Below are 19,472 nucleotides of genomic sequence, written 5' to 3'. Positions count from 1 at the left end.
AAATGCGAAAATTAGCTTCAATAGTTTTATTCTTAGTCATAACCTTAAATAGTTTTGGACAAAAGAAGAATTCGCCATTACCAATAAGTCATCTTACAGGTGACTTTTATGTTTATAAAACATTTCATGATTACAATGGAACGTTGATTTCTGCCAATGCCATGTATCTGGTTACAGATAAAGGCGTTGTGTTGTTTGATGCGCCTTGGGACGAAACTCAGTTTCAGCCTTTGTTAGATAGTATAAAAGCAAAGCATAATAAAGAGGTAATTATGCTTTTTGCGACACATTCTCACGATGATCGTGCGGGAGGATTTGAATTTTATAGAAAAAAAGGAATCAAAACATATTCGATTAAGTTAACGGATGATATTCTTAAAAAAGAAAATAAACCGAGAGCAGAATTTATAATTCCAAATGATAAGTTTTTTACAGTTGGGCAGCATACTTTTGAGGTTTATTATCCGGGAAAAGGCCATGCGTCCGACAATATTGTAGTTTGGTTTGATAAAGAAAAAGTACTTTATGGAGCTTGTTTTATAAAAAGTGCCGATGCTAAAGACCTTGGTTATTTAGCAGATTCTGACGTAAAAGAATGGAAAAAATCGATTGGAAAAGTGAAGGCAAAATTTAAGAATCCAAAATATATTATTCCGGGTCATGAAGACTGGACTAATACAGAATCTTTAAATCATACTTTGAAATTGGTTGATGAGTATTTGACTCAAAAATCTTCAGGAAAAAAGTAACTGATAATTATTAAATTCAGATTGTAGTTAAAAAATAGTTTAATTTTGTTTGAACTAATAAAAGAAGATATGACTGTAACGGATAAAAATATATTGGAAACCTACTCAAATTTATTTGAAGGACTTAGTTTTTCAAATAAAATTGAACTTATAGAGCGATTAACAAAGTCTATTAAAAGTAATAAATCAAAAGAAAATAGTTTCTATAAATCTTTTGGAGCTTTTTCATCTGAAAAATCTGCAGAAGAAATTGTTTCTGATATAAAAGCTAATAGAAACTTTAAGAATAAGGAAATTAAATTTTAATGGGATATTTACTAGATACAAGTATTTGTGTTTTCTTTCTGAGAGGAAAACTTAATCTTGATAGAACGGTGAAACAAGTAGGTTTAGAAAACTGTTATATTTCTGAAATAACGGTTGCAGAACTTCGTTTTGGCGCTGAAAACAGTGATGATCCTGTAAAATCTAATAAAGCTGTCGATATTTTCCTAAAAGGATTAACTATATTGCCAATTTTTGGATCAATTAAGAGATATGCAATTGAGAAAGTTAGACTTAGAAAAATTGGAAAACCTATTAATGATGAATTTGATCTTTTAATTGGAGTAACTGCAATCGAGAATCAATTGATTTTGGTTACTGATAATACTAAAGATTTTAAGCTTTTAGACGGAATTCAAATGGAGAACTGGTTTGAAAGAAATTAAATATTTTTGCTCAAATTCATTCTTCAATCTTTATTAAAATATCTGCATGTTTTTTATCGAAGTTATTTTACCTCTTTCCTTAGCAAAAACCTTTACATATCGTGTTTCTGAGGCCGAATTCCATTTTATTAAGAAAGGAATGCGTGTGGCGGTGCCTTTTGGTAAAAGCAAAATTTATACTGCACTGGTATTAGATATACATGAAAATGCGCCCACTTTATATGACGCCAAAGAAATTCATCAAATTTTAGATGAAAAACCAATTGCAACCGAAATACAGATTAAGCACTGGCTTTGGGTTGCTAATTATTATATGTGCGGTATTGGCGATGTGTATCGCGGAGCGTTCCCAACCGGATTATTATTAGAAAGTGAAACTATTGTTTCGCATAAACCAGAAGTTGTTGTCAATGATTCTGAACTTTCTGATGATGAATTTTTGGTTTATGAAGCACTGCAGCATCAAAGTTCGCTTAAGGTTCAGGAAATTGCTTCAATCTTAAATAGAAAAAATATTCTGCCTATTCTTCAAAAATTAATAGCAAAAGATATTATTGTTTTAGAAGAAGAAATAAAAGAAAGCTATAAACCAAAACTGGTTCGGTATGTGAAATTACATTCACAGTACGAAACAGATCAAGGTTTGATGAATTTGCTGGATATTTTGAGAAGTGATAAGCAAAAAGAAATTGTTTTGGCTTATTTTCAAATAAGTGCTTCAGAAAAAAAGCCTATAACAGTTAATAAACTGGTTGAGGTTTCAGGCTCAACTTCAGCAGTTGTAAAAACTTTGATTAAGAATGAAATCTTCGAAGAATATTATTTACAGCAAGACCGTATTTTATTTAACGGAGAAAAAACAGATAAAGAATTACAGTTAAGTGAAGCGCAGCAAAATGCTTTTACCGCTATAAAAGAGAGTTTTTCTGAAAAAGAAGTCTGCTTGCTTCACGGCGTAACTTCAAGCGGAAAAACTGAAATCTATATTAAATTAATCGAAGAATATCTGCAAACAGGAAGACAGGTTTTGTATCTGCTTCCGGAAATTGCGCTTACAACACAATTGGTTTCTCGTTTACGACTTCATTTTGGAGATAAAGTAGCTGTTTTTCATTCTAAATATAGTAATAATGAAAGAGTTGAGGTTTGGAAACAAACACTCGAAAATTCAGAAAAAGCACAAATTGTAATAGGAGCGAGGTCGGCATTGTTTTTACCTTTCAATGATTTAGGTTTATTGATTGTGGATGAAGAACACGAACAGACTTTTAAACAGACAGATCCTGCGCCGAGATATCACGCCAGAGATGCGGCAATTGTTCTGGCAAATTTTCATAATGCAAAAGTACTTTTAGGTTCTGCAACGCCAAGTATTGAAACCTATTTTAATACGCAGAGCGAAAAATACGGTTTGGTTACGCTTACAGAACGTTATAAAAACGTTCGAATGCCAGAAGTTGTTTTGGTTGACTTAAAAGACAAGCATTTCAGAAAACGAATGACGGGGCATTTTAGTGATGTTTTAATAGAAGAAATGGCCGAAGCTTTGTCTTTGGGCGAACAAGTGATTTTGTTTCAAAATAGAAGAGGATATTCTCCTATAATAGAATGTCTCACATGCGGACACGTACCACATTGTCAGCAATGCGATGTGAGTTTGACTTTTCATAAATTTAAAAATCAATTGCGCTGCCATTATTGTGGATATTCGATTGCAAAACCAACGCATTGTCACAGCTGTTCCAGTATTGATTTAACGACTAAAGGTTTTGGAACAGAACAAATAGAGCAGGAGTTGTTATCGCTTTTTCCCAAAGCCAAAACGGCTAGAATGGATCAGGATACAACCCGTGGCAAATTTGGTTTTGAAAAGATTATCGATACCTTTAAAAATCGGGAAATCGATATTTTGGTTGGAACACAAATGTTAGCCAAAGGTTTGGATTTTGATAATGTTAGTTTAGTCGGAATCATGAATGCCGATAATATGCTGCATCATCCTGATTTCAGGGCTTTTGAGCGCAGTTTTCAAATGATGACACAAGTTGCTGGAAGAGCCGGAAGATCAGAAAAACAAGGTAAAGTTGTGATTCAGACTTATAACCCAGATCATAATACAATTCAGCAGGTTACAAACCATAATTATATAGGTATGTATAAGGAGCAATTGTATGACAGACAAATTTATAAATATCCGCCGTATTTCAGGATTATTAAACTAACGATAAAACATCGTGAATTTGAGAAATTGAAAGAAGGTTCGATGTGGCTGTATCAGGTTTTAAGCCAAAACCTGAATATGCCGGTTTTGGGTCCGGAAGAACCGGCTATCAGCAGAATTCGAAATGAATATATAAGGACTATATTAATTAAGATTCCGCAGAACCTGCATTTAGGAAACACAAAAAAAACTATTCAGAAAATGTTGAATAGTTTTGAAGCGGTTCCTCAGTACAGAGCTATAAAAGTTGTTGTAAATGTCGATTTCTATTAATTAGATGTCGACAATGCTTTTACTAAATCTTCTTTTTTGTTTCGACTAAGCGGAATTTTCGTAATTCCGATTTCTGCAAATTTACTATTAAAGCGTTCTACCTTATCAATATTAATGATATACGATTTGTGTACACGAATGAATTTGTCTTTTGATAAATCATTTTCAAAAGATTTCATTGTCGAAAGCACCAGATTGCTGTCGTCTTCAGTAACCACTCTTACGTAATCTCCAAAAGCTTCAATCCATTTGATTTTAGCTGTAAATATTTTAAGCTTTTTAAGGTTGCTTTTAATAAAAATATGTTCGCCTTCTTCTTCTTTGACTTCTTTTTTAAGTAAATGCATATCAATTGCTCTTTTTACAGAAGCATTAAAACGGTCTACGGCGATTGGTTTTTGCAGATAATCAGTGGCATCATAATCAAAAGCTTTTAGTGCATATTCAGCTTTAGATGTGATAAATATAATTTGTGGTTTAGATTTTAAACCATCAAGAAAATCAAAGCCATTAATGACAGGCATTTCTATATCAAGAAAAATTAAGTCGATATTATTTAATGAGATACAACTTTTTGCTTCTATTGCATTAGAAAAATCCCCGATTAAGTGCAAACCTGGGTGATTATTAACTAATTTTGCAATAATTGTCCTTTGTATAGAACTATCATCCACAACAACACAGTTTAGTTTCATAACATTTAAATTTAGAATAAATTCAGGATAGCAGTAGTAAATGTATAGTTTTTTTGGAAAAAAAACTAAAATAGACGTATAATTTTTGCATTATGACGAATAATAGAAAAAATGTGTTGTATATTTAAAAATAATGGTTACTTTTGCACCCAATTTTAACAAATAAATTTTTTATTTATGAATCATTATGAAACTGTTTTCATTTTAAATCCCGTTTTATCTGAGGTTCAGGTGAAGGAAACAGTAACGAAATTTGAAGAATTTCTTACTAGTAGAGGAGCTGAAATGGTATCAAAAGAGGATTGGGGTCTTAAAAAAATGGCTTACGAAATCCAAAACAAAAAAAGTGGTTTTTATCACTTATTTGAGTTCAAAGTATCAGGAGAAGTTCTAATTGCTTTTGAAACTGAATTTAGACGTGACGAAAGAGTTATGCGTTTCTTAACTGTAAGTTTAGACAAGCATGCTATTTCATGGGCGGAGAGAAGAAGAGCAAAATTAAAATCTACTAAAGCTTAATCATTATGTCTACAATAGAGCAATCTGCAAAAGGAAAAAAAGACGGAGATATCAGATATTTAACGCCTTTAAACATTGAAACTAACAAAACTAAAAAGTATTGCCGTTTCAAAAAATCAGGAATCAAATACATCGATTATAAAGATGCTGATTTCTTATTGAAATTCGTAAATGAGCAAGGAAAAATTCTTCCTCGTCGTTTAACTGGAACTTCATTAAAATACCAAAGAAAAGTTTCTGTAGCTGTTAAAAGAGCTCGTCACTTAGCTTTAATGCCATACGTGGCCGATTTATTAAAATAATTAAAAACTCTAGTCGCTGGTTTCTGTTCAATCAGAACCTAACTTCTAAAATATAAGGACAACAACATGGAACTTATTTTAAAACAAGACGTACAAAACTTAGGATTTAAAGATGATGTAGTATCTGTAAAACCTGGTTACGGTCGTAACTTTTTAATTCCTCAAGGTTTTGCTGCATTGGCAACTCCTTCTGCTAAAAAAGTTTTAGCTGAAAATCTAAAACAAAGAGCACATAAAGAAGCTAAAGTTGTTGCTGATGCTAAAGCATTAGCTGAAACTTTAAAAGCTCTTGAAATTAAACTTACTGCAAAAGCTGGTGGAGAGAAACTTTTTGGTTCTATCACAAACATCGACATTGCTGAAGCTTTAGAGAAATCAGGTAACGCTATTGATAGAAAATTCATCACTAGTGGTATCGTAAAACGTACAGGAAAATATACAGCTAGCATCCGTTTACACAGAGATGTTATCGTTGAATTACCATACGAGATTATCGCTGAAAAATAACATTTTGTTAACTTCTTGTTAATAAAATATGAAAACCACTCCTAGGAGTGGTTTTTTTTTGCCTAATTTTGAGGGAATTAACTCACTCAAAACCAGGAAAATGAAAAAACTATTTGCATTTATGTTATGTGTGTTGGGGCTCACCGTGGCCACAGGACAGACTACAACGTCGAGTATAAAAGGTATTGTAAAAAGTTCAGGTAATGAACTACTACCGGGAGCTGGTATTTTAGCAGTTCATACTCCAACTGGAACTAAATATTCTGCCGTTTCCAATGAAAATGGAAGGTTTAATATTTTGAATATGAGAATTGGCGGACCTTACAAGATTTTAGTAACGTTTGTTGGGTATCAAAGTCAGGAATATAATGACATATATCTGGATTTAGGAAAACCATTTAATATAGATGTACTTCTTGCTGATGAAAGTCAGACTCTTGAAGAAGTTAAAGTCACCTCAAAGGATAAGGTTTTTAAAAGCGGAAAAACCGGTGCAGAAACAACAATTGGAAGGAGAGAGCTAACAGCTCTGCCAACAATTTCTAGATCAGCAGAAGATTTTACCCGTTTGGAGCCAACTGCGAGCGGTGGATCTTTTGGCGGTAGAAATGATCAGTATAATAATTACTCTTTAAACGGAGCAGTTTTTAATAATCCTTTCGGACTTGATGCTGCAACTCCCGGAGGACAGACAGGAGCTCAGCCAATTTCATTAGATGCTATTGAGCAGATTCAGGTTGCTACAGCTCCTTATGATGTAACGTTATCCGGTTTTACTGGGGCTTCTGTAAATGCGGTTACTAAATCAGGAACGAATGAATTCCATGGTACGGCCTATGCTTTTTACAGAAATCAGGATTTAACTGGGAGTAAAATTAAAGGAGAGAAAATATTTGTGCCTTCATTAGAGCAGACTCAGGCTGGATTTAGTTTGGGTGCGCCAATCATTAAAGATAAGTTATTCATTTTTGGGAATTTTGAAATTGATAAACGAAGTGATTTAGGTTCTAATTTTGTGGCGAACAATAATGATGGTGTAACCGGAATTAATGAATCAAGAGTTTTAGAATCTGATTTAATCGCAGTTTCTGATGCTTTGGCAAAACTAGGTTATAATACAGGTGCTTATCAGGGATTTAAGCATGAATCAAATTCAAGTAAGGGAATTATAAAAGTAGATTGGAATATTAATGATAATCATAAATTAGCAGTTATTTATAATTTTCTCGATGCCTCAAAAGATAAACCGGCGCACCCAACAGCTTTAGGTTTTAGAGGGCCAAATGCTTCTATATTACAATTTCGAAATTCAGGATATCAAATCAATAATAAATTGAGTTCCTTTTTAGTAGAGCTGAATTCTAAATTTAGCGAATCGGTATCAAATAAACTTCAGGCCGGTTATACTCATTTTAATGATTACAGAGATCCTTTTTCTGTTCCGGCGCCTGTTATAAATATTCAGGATGGGGCAGGATCGAATTATATTATTGCAGGTCATGAACCATTTTCTATCAATAATACTTTAGATCAAAAAGTAATTCAAATTACTGATAATCTAACATATACAGTTGGTAAACATGCTTTTACTTTTGGAACTTCTTTTGAGAAATTTGCTTTTAAAAATTCTTTCAACTTAGCGGGTTATGATAATTTCGGAAATCCAAATGGTTATGCAGGAACATTCTTTACGCCTTATTTCACAGTTCAGGATTTCTTGACCGATGCGGCAAAACCATATGCTACAAGTATTATTGCGCAAAATCTTCAGTATGCGCAGGATATCTATAATTCAAAAAGTAACTTTGATGTAGGCAGCGACGGCGGCTGGAAACTGGCAGAGTTAAACGTAGGGCAGTGGGCGCTTTATGCTCAGGATGATATTAGTGTAAGCGATGATTTTAAATTGTCTTTAGGTTTAAGAATTGATAAACCATTATACTTTAATACTGCAGATTTGATTCAAAAATATATAGATACTGATAACGGAGGAGCAGGAAGGGACAATAGTATAGATTATTATAATCCGCAAACAGGTCAGGCGGTAAAATTAATCTCGACTGATTTGCCTAGCGATAGAATTTTATGGTCGCCTCGTATAGGTTTTAACTGGGATGTAAAAGGAAATGCGACTTCGCAGCTTAGAGGAGGCTCTGGAATTTTTACAGGGAGAATTCCTTTTGTTTGGTTAGGAAATCAGGTAAGTGGTGCAGATGACAGCTTTTTGCAGATTATGGATCCGGATTATAAATGGCCGCAAGTATGGAGAACTAGTTTAGGTTACGATCATCGATTTGAAAGTAATTATATTGTAACACTTGATTTATCGCTTAATAAAGATATTAATGCAGTGCATGTACAAAACTGGGGATTAAAACCTCCAACAGGAGTATTGGCTGGTGTAGATAACAGACCAATTTATGTGGCTGCAGATCATGGCGCAAACAATGCGTATGTAATGACAAATTCTGATAAAGGAAGTGCTTTTAATGCTTCTGTTAAAGTGCAGAAAACATTTGTAAACGGATTATATGCTAGTGTTGCTTATAATTATATGAAATCAAAAGATGTTAACTCTATTGAAGCGGAAATTACCGGAGATGCTTTTTCTTTTAATCCGGCTTTAGGAAATGTAAATAATGATGTGCTTTCGAATTCTAAATATGGCGATAATCATCGTTTTATTGGTGTAGCTTCAAAAAAATGGAAATACGGAAAGGATAAATGGGCGACTACAGTTTCTGCGTTTTTTGAATATGCTCAGGGCGGACGTTTTAATTATACGTATGGAGGAGATATTAACGGAGATGGTTCTACTGTTAATGATTTGATTTATATTCCAACAACTGCAGAAATTGCTCAAATGACTTTTAGCGGCCCTGGCCAGGGTGAAGCTTTTGATAAATTTATTTCACAGGATAAGTATATGAAAGACAGAAGAGGGCAATATGCGGAGCGTTATGGCGCTATATCGCCTTGGAGAGGACGTTGTGATATTAAGTTATTACAGGATTATAATTTTAAATATTCATCGGCATCTGAAAAAACTAACACTATTCAGTTTAGTATCGATATTTTAAATTTTGGAAATTTATTAAATTCTGATTGGGGAGTTGTTCAGGTACCAACTAGTGTTCAGCCTATTGGGGTAACTGTTGTTGGAAATACGCCAACTTATACCTTTAATAATACTCAGACAAAAACATTCAGCTATGATGCTAGTTTAACCTCGAGATGGCAGGCTCAATTTGGTGTTAGATACATTTTTTAGTAATGATAAAAAAGTTATAAATTTGCCCTCGCATTTGCGGGGGCTTTTTTATTGCTAAAAGCTCTTTTAAAGCGTTTAAATAATAAAAAAATAAATGAAGTACTCAAGATTAACAAAAGAACAGTTTGATGAATTGCATGCAGAATTTGCAAGTTTTTTAGCAACTCAGGCAATAGATAAAGCAGAGTGGGATTCTCTTAAAATAAATAAACCAGAAGTTGCAGAACAGGAACTAGATGTTTTTTCAGATTTAATCTGGGAAGGTGTTTTAGGCAGAGCAGAATTTTTAGAGCATTTTTCAAAGAATCATATCTTTTTATTTCAATGTTTTGATACTTATGTTCAATCGATAGTTTTGAAGTCTTTAGTTTCGGAAACTGATTTTTTAACTAATGAAGGGTTGCAGTGGCTTAGTGATAATATGTTTACTGAAAATATCGAAATGAAAGTTGGAAAAAAGGTCTTTACTGAAGATAGAAATTCTTCTATTTTTGAATTGATCAAACAGGGCGCTTTTTTAAGTGACGGACAATTATTTACTCAAATTAATACAATTTTAGAATCTTAGGTTGTAATAACTTCATTTTCAAAATATTATAAAAGGATAAGCGATTGTGTTAATTGTTTATCCTTTTTTTAATTTTTTAACTATTGTTTAAACTTTTGTATTTTTTGATACCCGTATTTTTACGCGGTTTTGTATTAATAATTAAAATTTTAAGATTTTATTTAATTTCAGTAAGATTTAGATTATAATATACTTAAAATTGTTAAATATCAATCGATTGCGTAATTTATATTGTAGGTATAAACCTATAAATATTAATTTTAACATAAAAATGCAAATATTTTTAAACCTTGAAAAATGGGACGTTTCTGTATTAAAATCGCCGTATTTTCTTATATTAAGAAAGATTTACTAATTTTTAATTTTTACTTCACCTCAAAAAAATAAGAATTTTATACTTGTTTTATTCTTTTGTTTTTTCTAATTTTAGAATACAAAAGTTAAACAAAATATTTTTTAGGTTTTCTTCGATAAAAATCAAAAGAAAATTTTGTTGGACTTTTAAGATCAAAGAATATACTATGTAATAATTATAATCGAATCGGCTTTGTAATAATAACTTTAATCGCCCTGCTTATGGAACTGACATTTACTTTCTTTATTATTGAGTTTGCATTAGGTCTTCATATCATTTTAGCTTTATATTTTATTATTCTGAAGAAAAATAAACTTCTTCCTCCTTTTGATTATCCTTCTTTAGTTACAGACTTTTTTAAAAAGTTTTTAATATTCAATTCTAAATATCTAAAGTGTTGTCTTCATTGTGTTGACGATTATGTTATCCATTAAATTTTATGTTTAATGGACAAATCTTTAATGTCTAATTGATTCAATTTAGGTTTTGATTTATCTAAAAATCAAAATCATAGAAAGAGTAATCAACTTTCTATTTGAAATTAGTTAAATATTATTGAATTAAAATTCTCCCCCCTACACTTTAAATTTTCTTTTATGAAAATTAATTTTAAAACAAATCACTTCATTTGGAAGATTGGTGTAGATCAATATTTCCCAAAAGTTTCGAGATTTTTTTTATTTGAAGAAAATAAAAAGGACTCAAATGTATATTTCGATATACTCGACACAACGTAATTTTTTAATGAAAATTTAAACTATAGTCTTTATGTGCTAAGGATTTGTTTTAGAGTTTAACTAATTGATTTTTAATGTTTTTTTTAATTGCCTAAGCATACGTGCTTATGGCAGCAGGTATTTTATTGTCCATTTTCTAATCTTCCAAATTATGAAAAAAAAATTTACTTTTTGTAGTCTCAACTTTCAGAAGAGATTATTCGGACTATTATTTTTATTCTTATTATGTACGAATTCATTTGCGCAGACTATTTGCAGACCAACGTCTCAAACAAATAGTCAGGGCGGATTATTGTGCGTAGGATTAAATGTAGATAGTCCGGCCAACGCTTATGACAGCGCAGGCTTAACGACTTTTGCAACCCTGACCAATGCTGTTGGAGTAGGCTGTTTCGTCGAAGAAACATTGACCTTGAACCAGACGGCAAGAGCAGGAGATCAAATTGCAATTTATTTTGGTACAGGAAATGGTTTGCTGGATGTTGGATTATTATCTAATGCATCTCTTCAAACCAAACTATCTGGCGTAAATGTAGGTTCAAGTGTGGCTTTAAATAGTCCGCTGCTGAACTTAAATTTGCTTAATGGAAACACCATAGCAGTTGCAAAGTACACCTTAACAGGTGATGCAAATCAAGTTCAAATTCAGGTTGGAGGACTTTTAAGTCTTTTAGTCAGCTTACGAATTTATGATGTTCGATTAGAATTTGCACAGCCTACAGTTACTGGTGGTTTAACACAAACGGTTTGTGCCGGAGCTACACCAACGCTTACAGCAACTCCAGCTGCAGGAACTACACTTGCATGGTATAGCTCAGCAGCGTCGACAACACCATTAATAACAGGAAACAGTTTTACAACTCCTGCATTAAATGCTAATACTACTTATTATATTGGTATTTCCCGTGCAGCCGGATGCGAAGGCAATGTTCGAGTACCAGTTGTTCTTAATGTTTCTAATCCAGTCGCACCGGCGGTTAATAACACTGGAACTGCTATTTGTTCTACAGGGGCAACGCAGCAGACTACTTTAACGCTTTTAAACCCAATTCCGGGAACAACATACTCCTGGTTTTCTGTTGCAAATGGAGGAGTAGCCTTGGCAACAGGAACAACATATTCACCTACAGTACCTTTGGGTACTACAACTTTTTATGTAGAAGGTGCGATAGGAAGTTGTATAAGTCCTACACGAACTGCAGTCAATGTAGTTTCTACAGCAGTTCCGGCGACGCCAACTGTTTTAACACAGAGTGTTACGATTCAGTCAGGTCAAAATGCAACCTTAAATGCAACAACTTCTGAAATTGGAGCGCAATTAAATTGGTATGATGTGCCTACAGGCGGAACACCAGTTGCAACAAATACAGCAACTTTTACAACGCCTATTTTAACTGCAACAAAAACATATTATGTTGAAGCTCAAAGTCCAAACGGAAGTTGTGTTAGTGCAGTAAGAGTTCCAATAACCGTTACGGTTCAGCCGGCAGCTTTAGGCGGGTGTCTTGAAGCGAGCAGCCAGCAGACTACTCAAAATGGTTTATGTTTATTATGTAGTTCTACCAATCCAAATAATTCGGTAGATGGAAATCCTGCAACAGCAGCGAGACTTACTGTTCCAATTGGTTTAATTAATGGATGGGTGCAGCAGACATTACAATTTACGAATCCGGGAAAAACGGGTGATATTGTTGATGTTGAATTAGAATTACCAGGCGGATTAGCTGATCTTTCATTATTAGGAGCTGTTAGTCTGGCAACATATAATGGAGCAACTTATAATAATGACAGAGTTTCAATTAACAATCCGTTAATTACTTTGCAATTATTAAGCGGTGATCGTTTTAGAGCAAGCGTAGTTGCCGGAGCAAATTTTGATCGTGTAGAAATTCGATTAGGAGGTTTAGCAACAGTACTGACAAATTTAGATATTTATCAGGCGACTTATAGATATAAAGCTCCGGTTATAACTGGAAATACAACAATTTGCAGCGGACAAACGACAACATTAACTGCGACTCTTGCAGTTGGTGAAACGGTTAATTGGTATAGCGCAGCGACTGGCGGAGCTTCATTAGCTTCTACAGCTGCCTTTACAACTCCAGCCTTAACAACAGCAACGACTTATTATGTTGAAATAACAAGAAATGGCTGTGTTAATAGTGAGAGAAATCCAGTTCAGGTTTTAGTAGATAATCCTGTATTGCCGGTAATTGATGTTTCTCCATCAACAATATGCAGCGGAGGGACAACGACTTTAACAGTTCAGGCTCCGGTGGCAGGTACTACTTATAATTGGTACGATGCTGCATCAGGAGGAAATTTGGTATTTACAGGAACTTCGTTTACGACACCAGCTTTAACAGCAAATACAAATTATTATGTTGAAGCAGTTATTGGAAGCTGTTCAACACCAACACGTACGGCTGTAAATTTAACAGTAACTCCATTACCTCCTGTACCAACTTTTGCTTCTCAGGATGTTATTATACAATCTGGACAAACAGTTACGTTATCAGTTTCAAATCCGGTTGCAGGCGTTTTCTACAATTGGTATGATACTCCAACTGGTGGTTTAGCGATAGCGACTAATACGCAAACATATACGCCAAGCCCAGTTTTAACTGCAAATAAAACCTATTATGTTGAAGCAGCAGATATAGCAACAGATTGTAGAAACTCAGTACGAGGTGTAATAAACGTTATTGTAATAAATACTATAAGTACTTGTTTGCAAGCCAACTCTCAGGCTATTACAAGAGGAGGAGTAGTTTTAGGCTGTATTACATGTACTTCAGCTAATGACGCAGCTTCTGTTGACGGTAACAATGCAACAGCGACGACACTTACAATTCCATTAGGATTATTAGATTTTATACAACAAACTTTAACTTTTACATCTCCAGGTCAAGCTGGTGATATAATTGATGTAGAGTTAGGAATTCCTGTTGGTTTACTGGATATTAGTGCACTTTCTAATATTAGTTTACAAAGTTTCAACGGGGTAACTCCTAATGCCGATCAGTCTAATATCAGTAATCTTGTTAATGTTCAGCTTTTAGGTGGTAACCGTTTTAGAGCAAGTTTTGTTGCGGCAGGTCCATTTACAAGTGTACAAGTTCGATTAACAGGAATAGTAAGTGCGCTTGTATCTTTAGATATTTATGATGCTTCTTATAGGTTTCCAAATGCAACAATAACAGGAGCTTCGGCACCAATTTGTTCAGGACAGACCGCTTCTTTAACCGCTTCTTCAACAGGAACAGAAACTTTTACCTGGTATGATGCTCCAACAGGCGGAAATATTGTAGCCGTTAATCCAACGCTTCCATTAACTTCTACTACAACATATTATTTAGAAGGAACTCGTGGAGGAACTTGTATTAATAGTTTACGTCAGGCTGTTACAGTTACAGTACTGCCAATTCCTACAGATGCTGATGTTACAATTGCAACTCCAGTTGAGGCTACTTGTACCGGAGGTGCAATATTAACTCCAACATCATCAACAATTGCAGGAGCTGAGTTTAAATATTATACAGATCAAAATAAAACTCAGGAAATTATAACAGGAACTACTGTCGCAGCTCAGCCGGGAGTAACATTTACTAAAGATGCTATAACAGGAGAACTTACTATAGCAGGTTTAAATGCTGCAGGAACACCTTATAATTATTTTGTATCCATTTTAAATGGCGGAACTTGTGAAAATGTAAACGGAACATTAAAACAAGTAACCGTTAACTTCCCTTCAACTACTGTTTTAACGGTGAACTCAACATTGACAGGTTGTGGAAGTGCTAATTTAGGAAATGCAATAACTAATTTTGATTCAACAGGAAATACAACTTATACTTTTTATGATCCATCAAATAATGTAATAACTGCAGATGCTGCAGCTAATATTACATTAAGTGGTGTTTATTCAATTTTGGCTCAGGGTAATGGAGTTACTTGTCCTTCGGTACAACAATCTGTAACGGTGACCATAAATGCATTGCCAAGCTTAGTTGTAACAAACCCATCAGAATCAGTAAATATAGGTTCAAATGTTACTTTAACAGCAACATCAACCGGAACAATTTCATGGTTTGATCCGCAAGGTAATGCTTTAACCGGGCCAACATTTACTACCGGAGTTTTAAATACACCGGGAGTTTATACTTATACTGTTGTTGCCAGCGACGGAATTTGTTCTGCAACTGCAACCAAAGTAATTAACGTAATTGATCTTAGCAACTGTCAATCTTTAACAGAAAGAGTTTATGCAACTGCACAAACAATGGGATCAATAGTTACGGGAACGGTTACTGACGGAGCAAATGCAGTCGATGGTGATCCGCAGACATTCTCTACAATTACTACAGGTTTAGGACTTTTAGGAGTGGGTACAACCTGGCAAAATTTAACATGGCCGGCGCCAATTGTAAAAGGAACACCGGTAACTATTAAATTGGGTTCTGAATTAAGTTTATTAGCAGTAGGTCAAAATTTATCAGTAATTGGAACAATTGGAGGAGTTGATATTGGAACAATGCAATCTGTATCAGGCTCTTTATTGAATTTAATTTCTGGAGATAATACCTATGAGTTTACTTTTGTTCCTTCAGACGCTTCAGGTCCACAGGATTATGACGGAATACGTATTCAGTCAGCTTCACTATTAAGTGCAGCCCAAAACACAAAAGTATTCGATGCACATTATAACAGATCAGTTTCAAGTGTAGCTTGTACGCCTGGAGATATCCGCGATATTTTTTACGGCGCAGCTGATTTAGGAATTGGAGCTGTTACAACTGCAGTAGGAGTGAACGATGCATGGAATATTGCAGACAATGACATTACAACTTTTGCAACAATGTATAGCGGATTAGGAGTTTTGGCTGCTGCCGATTTAACAGTAGAATTTAAAACACCATCTGTTGTAAGTGATACACTAAGAATTGTGATCTCAAAACCGGGAGCACTTTTAGATGTTAATTTATTGACAGGATTTACGATTCAGCGTTATTTAGGAAGTGTTGCCGTTGGAGCTCCAATTCAAAATACAAGTACATTATTGAGCTTAAGATTATTACCAGGAAATTCAATGGCAGTGGCACTTGTTACTTCACCAACAGAAGTTTACGATAGAGTAAGAATTCGTTTGGGAGGAGTTGCAGGAGTATTAGATTTCTTAAGAGTTCATACAGTAGAAAGAGTTGCAAACACAACCGTAATAGGAGCAGATCCGGAAAATAAAATAACGGTCTGCCCAGGAACAGATATAACGCTTCAAATACCCGAAGAAGCCTGTTCAACTTATATTTGGTATGATGCACCAACAGGAGGAACTGCACTTGCTACAGGAATTACTTATACAGTACCAGCAAGTTTAACAGCAGGAATCTATAAATACTACGTTCAACCAGTACGTTATGGATGTGAAACTTTTGCAAGAGGAGAAGTAACAGTTGAAATTAAAGCTTCAGCTCCGGTAAATGCTTTAACAAATATTACTTTAAATGGAGGAACTACAACTTCAATTTGTTCTCCATCAGGAACTGTAACTTTAGCAACAAGTTTAAGCGGAACACCAGTTGTAACAAATCCTGTTTATTACTGGTACAGCTTTAACGGTACTACAGCTCAGTTGATTCCTGGAGAAACAACTGCACAATTAATCGTTAACGGATTAGCTCCGGGAACTTATACCTATTATGTAGGAGTTAGCGGAGATCAGTTTTGTGAAACTGCAGTTGCAGACAGAAAACAAATTACATTTACAATTCTGCCTCCTTCAACTGTCAATGACATTTTAGTTGATGATTTAACAGTTTGTCACAGCGTACCGGCATCATTGACTCCAACTGCACCAATATTAACAAATCCGGTATTTACCTGGTATTTAGATGCAGCCAGAACGCAGCCAATCACAAATGGTTCAGTTATAGCAGGAGTTACTTATACAATTAATGCTGCAGGTGTTTTAACAGCTGTAGGATTAACAAAAGCAATGAGTCCAATTACTTATCACGTGGCTGTAGCCAGCGATAATACTTGTGAAAATCTTGCAGGAACATTACAAGATGCTGTAATTATAATAAGTGATCCAAATACGCCAACAACCACAGATGCAACACAAGATTTCTGTTTAGTTGATGCACCAACAATTGCAAGTATTCAGGTAAATGAATCAAATGTAGTTTGGTATAATGTTTCAACAGGCGGAACAGCGATTCCATCTACAACAGCATTAACAACAGGAACTTATTATGGAGCAGCAACAGATGCTATTACAGGTTGTGAAAGCAGCGTTAGATTAGCAATTGCAGTAAGTGTAACCGATCCGGGAACACCAACTACTACAGATGCCACTCAGGATTTCTGTTTAGTTGATGCGCCAACCGTTGCCGACATTCAGGTCAATACACCAGCTGTTGGAACAATAGTTTGGTATACAGCTGCTACAGGCGGAACAGCGATTCCAACTACAACAGCTTTAGTAACAGGAAATTATTATGCTTCAATTTTAAATGCTACAACAAACTGCGAAAGCAGTGTTAGATTAGCAGTTGCGGTAAGTGTAACCGATCCTGGAACACCAACCACAATAGATACGACACAAGATTTTTGTTTAGTTGATGCACCAACAGTTGCTGATATTCAGGTAAACACGCCAGCTGTAGGTACAATAGTTTGGTACACAGCTGCGACAGGCGGAACAGCGATTCCTACTACAACAGCATTGGTAACAGGAACATACTACGCTTCAATTTTAAATGCTACAACAAACTGCGAAAGCAATGTTAGATTAGCAATTGCAGTAAGTGTAACCGATCCGGGAACACCAACTACTACAGATGCCACTCAGGATTTCTGTTTAGTTGATGCGCCAACCGTTGCCGACATTCAGGTCAATACACCAGCTGTTGGAACAATAGTTTGGTATACAGCTGCTACAGGCGGAACAGCGATTCCAACTACAACAGCTTTAGTAACAGGAAATTATTATGCTTCAATTTTAAATGCTACAACAAACTGCGAGAGCAATGTTAGATTAGCAGTTGCAGTAAGTGTAACTGATCCGGGAACTCCAACCACTACAGATGCAACACAAGATTTCTGTTTAGTTGATGCACCAACCGTTGCCGACATTCAGGTGAATACACCAGCTGTTGGAACAATAGTTTGGTACACAGCTGCGACAGGCGGAACAGCGATTCCAGCTACAACAGCATTAGTAACTGGAAACTACTACGCTTCAATCTTGAACGGAACAACAAACTGCGAAAGCAGTGTTAGATTAGCAGTTGCGGTAAGTGTAACCGATCCTGGAACACCAACCACAATAGATACGACACAAGATTTTTGTTTAGTTGATGCACCAACAGTTGCTGATATTCAGGTAAACACGCCAGCTGTAGGTACAATAGTTTGGTACACAGCTGCGACAGGCGGAACAGCGATTCCTACTACAACAGCATTGGTAACAGGAACATACTACGCTTCAATTTTAAATGCTACAACAAACTGCGAAAGCAATGTTAGATTAGCAATTGGAGTAAGTGTAACCGATCCGGGAACACCAACTACTACAGATGCCACTCAGGATTTCTGTTTAGTTGATGCGCCAACCGTTGCCGACATTCAGGTCAATACACCAGCTGTTGGAACAATAGTTTGGTATACAGCTGCTACAGGCGGAACAGCGATTCCAACTACAACAGCTTTAGTAACAGGAAATTATTATGCTTCAATTTTAAATGCTACAACAAACTGCGAGAGCAATGTTAGATTAGCAGTTGCAGTAAGTGTAACTGATCCGGGAACTCCAACCACTACAGATGCAACACAAGATTTCTGTTTAGTTGATGCACCAACCGTTGCCGACATTCAGGTGAATACACCAGCTGTTGGAACAATAGTTTGGTATACAGTTGCTACAGGCGGAACAGCAGTTCCTACTACAACAGCATTGGTAACAGGTACATATTACGCTTCAATTCTAGATCCAACAACAAACTGTGAAAGTAATGTTAGATTAGCAATTGCAGTAAGTGTAACCGATCCGGGAACACCAGCTACAACAGATGCCACACAAGATTTCTGTTTAGTTGATGCGCCAACTGTTGCTGATATCCAAGTAAACACACCAGCTGTTGGAACAATAGTTTGGTATACAGCTGCTACAGGCGGAACAGCGATTCCAGCTACAACAGCTTTGGTAACAGGAAACTACTATGCTTCAATTTTAAATCCAACAACAAACTGTGAAAGTAATGTTAGGTTAGCCATTGCAGTAAGTGTAACCGATCCGGGAACACCAGCTACAACAGATGCCACACAAGATTTCTGTTTAGTTGATGCGCCAATTGTTGCTGATATCCAAGTAAACACACCAGCTGTAGGCACAATAGTTTGGTACACAGCTGCGACAGGCGGAACAGCGATTCCAACTACAACAGCTTTGGTAACAGGAAACTACTACGCTTCAATTTTAAATCCAACAACAAACTGTGAAAGTAATGTTAGGTTAGCCATTGCAGTAAGTGTAACCGATCCGGGAACACCAGCTACAACAGA

Annotated in this window: 11 protein-coding genes; 10 read left to right on the top strand and 1 reads right to left on the bottom strand. The window is 35.3% G+C overall.

Translation table 11 applies throughout. The features are described from left to right. The first annotated feature begins 2 nt into the window (after nucleotides 1-2). From bla-B1-FLAV to priA, 4 genes are read left to right on the top strand one after another with little or no spacing between them, the layout of a single operon-like run. Nucleotides 3-749: a subclass B1 metallo-beta-lactamase gene (gene bla-B1-FLAV, locus J2Y38_RS07330; protein ID WP_309840952.1), complete on the top strand. Its 747-nt coding sequence runs from the start codon at nucleotides 3-5 to the stop codon at nucleotides 747-749. Nucleotides 750-794: 45 nt separating this feature from the next. Continuing rightward, complete coding sequence (locus tag J2Y38_RS07325) at nucleotides 795-1,055, top strand: hypothetical protein (RefSeq protein WP_309840950.1); 261 nt, start codon at nucleotides 795-797, stop codon at nucleotides 1,053-1,055. Next, nucleotides 1,055-1,459: a type II toxin-antitoxin system VapC family toxin gene (locus J2Y38_RS07320; protein ID WP_309840949.1), complete on the top strand. Its 405-nt coding sequence runs from the start codon at nucleotides 1,055-1,057 to the stop codon at nucleotides 1,457-1,459. Before J2Y38_RS07325 ends, J2Y38_RS07320 begins: the two co-directional genes overlap by 1 nt. Nucleotides 1,460-1,505: 46 nt before the next feature. Continuing rightward, nucleotides 1,506-3,953 (top strand): primosomal protein N', encoded by a 2,448-nt coding sequence (priA, locus tag J2Y38_RS07315; RefSeq protein WP_309840948.1) that lies wholly within the window; start codon nucleotides 1,506-1,508, stop codon nucleotides 3,951-3,953. Here the strand turns inward: priA and J2Y38_RS07310 are convergent. After that, on the bottom strand, nucleotides 3,950-4,648 hold the full coding sequence (locus J2Y38_RS07310; RefSeq protein WP_053473460.1) for a LytTR family DNA-binding domain-containing protein: 699 nt from the start codon (nucleotides 4,646-4,648) through the stop codon (nucleotides 3,950-3,952). The two genes, priA and J2Y38_RS07310, sit on opposite strands and share 4 nt — an antisense overlap. 177 nt (nucleotides 4,649-4,825) lie before the next feature. Here J2Y38_RS07310 and rpsF point away from each other — a divergent pair, with 177 nt between their 5' ends. The 6 genes from rpsF to J2Y38_RS07280 all read left to right on the top strand — a co-directional run. Next, entirely contained in the window at nucleotides 4,826-5,167 is a 342-nt protein-coding gene (gene rpsF, locus J2Y38_RS07305) for a 30S ribosomal protein S6 (RefSeq protein WP_041518692.1), read from the top strand. A gap of 5 nt (nucleotides 5,168-5,172) precedes the next feature. Further along, nucleotides 5,173-5,469, top strand: coding sequence for a 30S ribosomal protein S18 (rpsR, locus tag J2Y38_RS07300; protein WP_002987043.1), 297 nt, complete (start codon nucleotides 5,173-5,175; stop codon nucleotides 5,467-5,469). A gap of 66 nt (nucleotides 5,470-5,535) precedes the next feature. After that, a complete protein-coding gene (rplI, locus tag J2Y38_RS07295) occupies nucleotides 5,536-5,976 on the top strand; it encodes a 50S ribosomal protein L9 (RefSeq protein WP_053473459.1) in 441 nt (146 codons plus the stop codon). A gap of 100 nt (nucleotides 5,977-6,076) precedes the next feature. Continuing rightward, entirely contained in the window at nucleotides 6,077-9,247 is a 3,171-nt protein-coding gene (locus J2Y38_RS07290) for a TonB-dependent receptor (RefSeq protein WP_309840941.1), read from the top strand. A gap of 94 nt (nucleotides 9,248-9,341) precedes the next feature. Beyond that, complete coding sequence (locus J2Y38_RS07285; protein WP_309840940.1) at nucleotides 9,342-9,815, top strand: DUF6495 family protein; 474 nt, start codon at nucleotides 9,342-9,344, stop codon at nucleotides 9,813-9,815. Between the two features lie 1,243 nt (nucleotides 9,816-11,058). Further along, on the top strand, nucleotides 11,059-19,472 hold an 8,414-nt coding region (locus J2Y38_RS07280), incomplete at its 3' end, for a hypothetical protein (RefSeq protein ID WP_309840939.1).

It is taken from the genome of Flavobacterium sp. 2755, from assembly GCF_031455715.1.
Classification (GTDB): domain Bacteria; phylum Bacteroidota; class Bacteroidia; order Flavobacteriales; family Flavobacteriaceae; genus Flavobacterium.
Note: the sequence above shows the minus strand (reverse complement) of the source record. Positions and strands in the feature narration are given on the sequence as shown.